The organism is Rhizobium sp. PEPV16 (assembly GCF_008919455.1).
Classification (GTDB): domain Bacteria; phylum Pseudomonadota; class Alphaproteobacteria; order Rhizobiales; family Rhizobiaceae; genus Rhizobium; species Rhizobium leguminosarum_Q.
Genome location: NZ_VSZV01000351.1, coordinates 88058 through 95181, shown reverse-complemented (window position 1 = coordinate 95181; position 7124 = coordinate 88058). Strand labels below are relative to the sequence as shown.

Here is a 7124-nt window from a genome sequence, read left to right as displayed (position 1 = left end):
TTCCAAGAAATCCTCGCGGAGAAGCATGCGCATCAACCGCGTTCACTCAGATCATTTGGCCGAATAGGGGTATTTTATGAAGGCACTTGGCCTTACGACATTGAGCGTCAAACTTGGTCGCCGCAAGGCTCTTGGCGCGGCGTTCGGCATTGCTGCAGCGCTGATTGCAGGACAGGCCGCCGCCGAGGGCAAGATCAGGATCGCACAGCAGTTCGGCATTTCGTACCTGATCCTGGATGTTGTTCGCGACCAAAAACTCGTCGAAAAACATGGCAAGGAAGCTGGCATCGATATCGAGGTCGAGTGGGCGAGCATTTCCGGTGCGACTGCAATGAACGAGGCGTTGCTGGCCAACAATCTCGACATCGTCTCGGCAGGCGTGCCGCCGGCGCTGACGATGTGGGATCGCACCAAGGGTGACGTCAAGCTGGTGGCAGCCCTTGGCTCCTTGCCGAACTATCTCATCACCACCAATCCCAATGTCCATACGCTGAAGGACTTCAGCGACAAGGACAGGATTGCCGTGCCTGCCGCTGGTGTTGGATTTCAGTCGCGAACGCTGCAGATCGAGGCTGCCAAGCTCTTTGGAGCTGACAACTTCCAGAAGCTTGACCAGATTTCCGTTAGTCTTCCTCACCCCGACGCGACCGCGTCGCTGATTTCCGGTGGCACCGAGGTCAATTCCCACTTTTCCTCCGCGCCCTTCTACTATCAGGCGCTGCAGGGCAACAAGGCCGTGCACAAGGTCATCAGTTCCTATGACATTCTCGGCGGGCCTGCGACGTTCAACGTGCTTTACACCAGCACGGCGTTCCACGACGAAAATCCGAAAACATACGCTGCCTTCTACGCCGCCCTGCGCGAAGCGGCAGATTGGATCAATGCAAACAAGCAGAAGGCTGCAGACACCTTTATCCGCCAGCAGGGTTCCAAGCTCTCACCCAAACTGATTCTCGACATCATCAACGATCCCGAGAATGACTTCACGATCATCCCGCAGAACACCTTCGTTTACGCGGCCGAACTTCACAAGCTGGGTGTGCTGAAGAGCGAGGCCGGGTCATGGAAGGACTATTTCTTCCCCGAGGCACACGGCGAAAACGGCAGCTGATTGATATCGCATCACAACACGGCCGAGGGCTGGACGCGATGGAAACCGGTTCTCGGCCGTCAACATGGTGGAAGTGAGAATGGACGGCATGTCTGCACCCATTCGGGAAAACGGTGTCCCGCCTTCCCGGCCCCTTCTTTCGGTCGAGGGCGTCACCCTCGAATACCAGGCGCCCGGTCGGGTGGTACGCGCAACGCAAAATGTCAGCTTCGATGTTTGGGAAGCCGATCGCTTCATCCTGCTCGGCGCTTCGGGCTGCGGCAAGTCCACCCTGCTGAAGGCCATCGGCGGTTTCATTGCACCTCGCCAGGGTCGGATCCTGCTGGAGGGACGGCCGGTGCACGGTCCCGGCCCGGATCGCCTCGTCGTTTTCCAGGAATTCGACCAATTGCCCCCATGGAAGACGGTGCGGGAGAATGTGGCGTTCCCGCTGCGCGTTTCAGGCCGCCTCAGCCGCAAAGAGGCTGCTGAACGCGCAGAGCACTATATCGAGAAAGTCGGCCTCACCCGTTTCGCCGATGCCTATCCGAACACGCTGTCCGGCGGCATGAAGCAACGCGTGGCCATTGCTCGCGCGCTCGCCATGGAGCCGCGCGTCCTGCTGATGGACGAACCATTTGCAGCATTGGACGCGCTGACCCGGCGCAAGATGCAGGAGGAACTCCTGGCGCTCTGGGAGGAAGTTCGCTTCACCCTGCTGTTTGTCACGCACTCCATCGAGGAAGCTCTGATCGTTGGCAATCGTATCGCGCTTTTGTCGCCGCATCCCGGGCGGATGCGGGCCGAGATCAACAGTCATGAATGGGATCTGAAAAGTGGCGGAAGCCCGCAATTCCAAGCGGCTGCCAACCGCATTCACCGGCTTCTCTTCGAAGAGGCCGGAGCAACCGATGGAGCCAGCCATGAGTGACATCTTGAGCCCCGGCCCCAAAACAACGGCGCCCGCCATACCACCGGTCCGGCCAGAATATGAGCGGCCGCTCGAGCCGCTGGCCGAGACGAAAAGCCAAGAGGCTTTGCCGGTATACCAGCGTCTCTGGCAGTACGCCTGGCTGAGGAAGAGCCTTATCCTGATCTGCCTTGCCCTCCTGTGGGAAATTGCAGCCAAGCTCCAGGGGAATGAGCTCCTCCTGCCGTCGTTCTCCGCCTCGATGAAAGCCTTGGTGGAGGATATTTCCAGCGGCATCATTCCAAGCCGAGCCGTGACCTCGCTGGAAGTCCTGATCAAAGGCTACGCGGCCGGGGTCGTTCTGGCCTTCGTGCTGACGTCGCTTGCCGTTTCAACGCAGATCGGGCGCGACCTCCTGTCCACCCTCACCTCGATGCTCAATCCCCTTCCGCCGATCGCCTTGCTGCCGCTGGCGCTCCTGTGGTTCGGGCTGGGGCAAGGCAGCCTTGTCTTCGTGCTGATCCATTCCGTGCTCTGGCCGCTGGCCCTCAATATGTATACCGGCTTCACCGGCGTGCCGGAAACCTTGCGGATGGCGGGCCGCAACTACGGACTGCGCGGTTTGCGGTATGTTTTGCTGATCCTCGTGCCGGCCGCGCTGCCATCAATCATTGCGGGGCTCAAGATCGGCTGGGCTTTCGCCTGGCGCACGCTGATTGCGGCCGAGCTCGTCTTCGGCGCCTCCTCGGGCAAGGGTGGGCTTGGCTGGTACATCTTCCAGAACCGCAACGAACTCTACACCGACCGGGTGTTCGCGGGGTTGATCATGGTCATCCTCTTCGGCCTGCTGGTCGAAAACGTCCTGTTCCGCCAACTGGAGCAGCGAACCGTGGCAAAATGGGGAATGACGCGCTAGTGCGAAAGCATCGGGACTAGAATGACAGATCGTAAGAAATACGTGGTCGGGATAACCGACCACATGATCGGCGCGCCCGATCTTGAAGCGGAGGTGCTCGGCGAAGATGTCGAGATAGACTTCTTCGCCAGCACGGATGAAGGATCATTCGCCCCCGATCGCCTTGCAAGGCTCGATGCCCTGATGGTCTGGGGGGCACCGCTTGGGCAAAAAAGCATCTCGCACCTGACCCGCTGCAGGGGCGTGGTTCGTTATGGTGTCGGCTACGAGAAGATCGATCTAGCCGCGCTCCGCAGCGCCGGCATCCCCTTCGCCAACAACCCTGATTATGGCACTGAAGAAGTCGCCGATCACGCGCTTGCTATGATCCTGTCCTTGCATCGACGGCTTTGGGAACACGACGCTCGTGCCCGTGGCTATACGTCCGGATGGCAGGTCCACAGCCTCAAACCGCTTTCCCGGTCGAACCGGGCGACCGTAGGCGTTGTCGGCGTCGGGCGGATCGGAACCGCGGTGATCAACCGGCTCAGACCTTTCGGCTTCCGCATTCTTGGCTATGATCCCGGTCAGCCGCCAGGACATGAAAAAGCGATCGGGTATGAACGCACAGAGCGCCTGGAGGAGCTTCTCGCTCAGTCTGACATCGTTACGCTCCATTGCCCGGCGAACGCCGAGACGCGCGGCCTCCTAAACTCTGATGGTCTGGCCCGACTGAAGCCCGGCGCGATCGTCGTCAATACCGCACGCGGCGAGTTGATCGAAGATCTCGACGCGCTTGAGGCCGCGCTGCGGAGCGGACACCTGGCCGCTGCAGCAATCGATACGCTGGTCAAGGAGCCGCCCGGTGACCATCCGTTGCTGATGGCGTGGCGTAACCGGGAGGACTGGCTTGCCGGCCGGCTGGTGATTACGCCGCACAATGCCTTCTACTCTGATCATGCAGCAGTCGAGATGCGCCTGAACGCGGCGAAGACAGTCAAGATATTGCTCGACGAAGGAAGACTTCGAAATCAGGTAACGGACAGATCATGAGCAGTCGCTCCGAATTTCTCTGGTACATTCCCAACGACATCAAAGCCGGCCACCGAGGCGATGTGGCTGATCCGGATCACAACGGCCTGGACACCCTGACGAGCCAGGCCGAAGCTCTGGAACAGCATGGCTGGAAAGGCGCTCTCATCGGCACGGGATGGGGGCGGCCCGACACTTTTACCATTGCCACTGCGCTCGTCGCCCGGACGACAACTTTCGAGCCACTGATTGCGGTTCGGCCGGGCTATTGGAGGCCAGCAAATTTTGCCTCCTCAGCGGCAACCCTCGATCACCTGAGCGGCGGCCGCGTTCGGGTCAATGTCGTATCGGGGCCGGACGCGCTTGCAGCCTATGGAGACCAGGAAGGCGATCAGACGCATCGTTATGCGCGGACCAAGGAATTCATGCGGCTGGTCCGCAGGCTGTGGACAGAAGAAAACGTCAGCTTCACCGGGGAATATTTCCAAGTCGCAGCCTCGACCGTGGCGCCCAGGCTCGCCCCGGTGGGCGATCGTCGCCATCCCAGGCTCTATTTCGGAGGTGCGTCCGAGGCTGCCGAACGGGTCGCGGCGACCGAGGCCGACGTGCAGCTCTTCTGGGGCGAACCGCTTGACGACCTGCGACAGCGGATCGATCGGCTGAAGTCGCTCAGCAGAGCACTTGATCGCGATCTGCCCCCACTGGAATTCGGCTTGAGGATCACCACTCTTGTTCGCGACACGACGGAGGAAGCGTGGGCGGATGCCGAAGCGAAGGTTGCCAAAATGGCGGAAGGAGCGGCGGGGAGCTGGCAGGATCATCGCCATGGAATTGCCGTTGGTCAGCAACGCCTACTTGACCTTGCCCGACAGGGCGACGTGTTGGATGACAACCTCTATACGGCACCGGGGAAATTCGGAGGGGGCGGAGCGGGCACGACTTGGCTGGTAGGCTCAGCAGAGGATGTTGCGCGATCTTTGCGCAGATATCGAGAGCTTGGGATCACCCAGTTCGTGCTCTCAGATACGCCATACCTCTCGGAAATTAAACGGCAGGGTCACCAGCTACTTCCGCTTCTGACCTAGTTGGCCGTTCGTAGTACGTGGCTAGCGATGTCCGTTCCGCCCACTTCAATAGGTGCGACGTGCCGAGCCTGCATCCATAGCTCTTGAACGGGTTTGGACCAACGACCAGCTTTTCAGAACTGAATATCAATGAAAATTCCGCGCTTGTAACGCGTCTCCGCGGATCATCTCGGTCACTCGATCGCAACTCATTCAGCAACGAATTCATGACAGGCAAGCACGCGGCCGACGCAGTGTTTCTCTTCAAGACAGATTGGAAAGCCGGTGTCAGGCCTGTATCTCAGCCAAGCCTGAGCCTCCCGCGCGCCTCCGCGAGAACATCTGCGTTTGGCCCATGCGGGTTGAAGTCCTTGCGACTCCCGTTCCGTAGCCGGCGGCGTGCTCCGCCAGATCGTTGTGGGTAAACACGGATCGGCTTGACGTCCATCGCCATGCTTGGCATACAAAGCGTGGCCCTACACGCGGGCCGGTGTGCCCGCCACGCAAAGCTATGTCAGCGTTTCATTTCTGAAGTGTCACTTCATGCCAACAGGCATGGTCTGGCCATTAGCGGGCACATGGTCGGATCATTTCAGGATATGGATATGACCGAAGCAAAAAAACTTAGCAGGCTCAAACTTCTTGCTAAACGATACGCGCGGGCCAACAGGATCACGCTACACCAAGCTCTTGACTTGCTTGCGGGAAAACTGGGTTTTGCCAACTGGGCCAAGCTAATCGCCGTCAGCAAGAATGATTGGATGCCTAGTTCCGAACAGATGGCGAGCGTTGAAGCGTTCGTGACGCATGCTCTTCCGGCTGCAGATTTTCAGACCGGACATCCCGAAGCAATGAGCCGCCGCTTCGCATTTCTGGAACAGGCCGAGCACGGCATGATTGGAGATCATGCATACCGCCTTCAAGTGGCTTTCCACGACGTTATCATGGCCGGAGATGGGTGGAGTATCACGGTGCCGGAGAACCCTGGCGCGTCACCGATCGTCCAGACATCCACCGAAAATGATGGGAAGTGCCCTGTTTTTGATCCGGAATTTCTTCAGAAGGCGCTTAGCCTTGTCGGAGATCGGGCAGTCCAGGTTCGTGCTGAAATCTCCACCGATTGGCCCCGACGGTCCACAAAACCTGACATCGACGGGGTAGTTCGCCACCCGCTGTGGGGCCGAGACTCGGGAGTGTGGTTCTGCTTACATTGTGACGGAAAGATTACCGGCACTCAGATCGCTCAAAACCTCTGGCATTGCCCCGGGTGTGGCGCATCTCCTCTCGACATCTTCGACACGGCCTTCTGGTGTGAAGATGAGGGCAAGTCTCTCCCGCCCGTGAAAACTGACGGCACCGTGGACGGTGACAAGCCCGATTTCCGGGTTGCAGATGACAGACCCAAACTTGAGTTGAATGCGGAGAAGATCACTCTCCTTATCCGAAGTGCTTTGCTTGATGACGCCACGAATATCAGCGAGAAGCTCGGCGCGCTTCAAGCTCAGATCAGTGTCGATGACCAGAATGGCGTCTGGATATCGCTAGAGGACGACTTGTGGCCGCACGACAAAGAGCCGGTTCAGGCTTTGATTGTGGCAGCCCAGCTGGGTCTTGAGGTTGAACTTGAATCGATGTGGTCCTCGATACCCTTCGCCTGGCCGGGATTGGGCGAGTTAACCTCCAGCACGAGTGAGTATACGCAGATGATGTTAGATGCGTACGCTCAGTATGATCGCTCGCCCGATAAGCAACCGTAGTCAGATTGCGACCAACCTTCCTGTGCAGAATGTCATTCGATGAGCAGGAAGGTTGGTTGCGTTCTCTGACCCATGATCGACCCTCGGTGAGGCTGAGGCGACTGTGAGAATCGCGCGGCGATCATTGAGGGATCCATTTGAGGAGAGCCGATACAAAGGGCCGTCTGTGCGCGCCTTGAAAGGAATCGAACCCGCAACCCTAGTTCTCCGCCGAGAATATGAATAAAAACAGTGGCATCAGAACGTGTTATCGATCAAGTTACTGCATGATCTATCCGCTTCCGCGCTCCGGGCATCACTTAAACGCAATACCTAGCGCGCCTAAAAACTCTCGCATGATGTCATTGACGGCACGCTGGCGCAAAACTCGCGCTTC

Annotated in this window: 6 protein-coding genes; all 6 read left to right on the top strand. The window is 58.8% G+C overall.

All coding sequences use genetic code 11. The features are described from left to right. Positions 1-76 precede the first annotated feature (76 nt). Positions 77-1111 (top strand): ABC transporter substrate-binding protein, encoded by a 1035-nt coding sequence (locus FY112_RS31375; protein WP_151520122.1) that lies wholly within the window; start codon positions 77-79, stop codon positions 1109-1111. A gap of 79 nt (positions 1112-1190) precedes the next feature. Then, the gene (locus FY112_RS31370; protein WP_151520121.1) at positions 1191-2021 is read left to right on the top strand and encodes an ABC transporter ATP-binding protein; all 831 of its coding nucleotides are present in this window, start codon (positions 1191-1193) and stop codon (positions 2019-2021) included. Next, on the top strand, positions 2014-2916 hold the full coding sequence (locus FY112_RS31365) for an ABC transporter permease (RefSeq protein ID WP_151520120.1): 903 nt from the start codon (positions 2014-2016) through the stop codon (positions 2914-2916). The genes FY112_RS31370 and FY112_RS31365 overlap by 8 nt, the downstream gene beginning before the upstream one ends. A 21-nt stretch (positions 2917-2937) precedes the next feature. After that, entirely contained in the window at positions 2938-3948 is a 1011-nt protein-coding gene (locus FY112_RS31360) for a C-terminal binding protein (protein WP_151520119.1), read from the top strand. Beyond that, the gene (locus FY112_RS31355; RefSeq protein WP_151520118.1) at positions 3945-5012 is read left to right on the top strand and encodes an LLM class flavin-dependent oxidoreductase; all 1068 of its coding nucleotides are present in this window, start codon (positions 3945-3947) and stop codon (positions 5010-5012) included. Before FY112_RS31360 ends, FY112_RS31355 begins: the two co-directional genes overlap by 4 nt. Before the next feature lie 584 nt (positions 5013-5596). Next, a complete protein-coding gene (locus FY112_RS38275; RefSeq protein ID WP_246700801.1) occupies positions 5597-6748 on the top strand; it encodes a hypothetical protein in 1152 nt (383 codons plus the stop codon). Positions 6749-7124 lie beyond the last annotated feature (376 nt).

Bases quoted from the DNA above. Each gene is read 5' to 3' on its own strand.
- FY112_RS31360 (WP_151520119.1), top strand. From the start codon at position 2,938: ATGACAGATCGTAAGAAATACGTGGTCGGGATAACCGACCACATGATC.
- FY112_RS31370 (WP_151520121.1), top strand. From the start codon at position 1,191: ATGGACGGCATGTCTGCACCCATTCGGGAAAACGGTGTCCCGCCTTCC.
- FY112_RS31375 (WP_151520122.1), top strand. From the start codon at position 77: ATGAAGGCACTTGGCCTTACGACATTGAGCGTCAAACTTGGTCGCCGC.
- FY112_RS31355 (WP_151520118.1), top strand. From the start codon at position 3,945: ATGAGCAGTCGCTCCGAATTTCTCTGGTACATTCCCAACGACATCAAA.
- FY112_RS38275 (WP_246700801.1), top strand. From the start codon at position 5,597: ATGACCGAAGCAAAAAAACTTAGCAGGCTCAAACTTCTTGCTAAACGA.
- FY112_RS31365 (WP_151520120.1), top strand. From the start codon at position 2,014: ATGAGTGACATCTTGAGCCCCGGCCCCAAAACAACGGCGCCCGCCATA.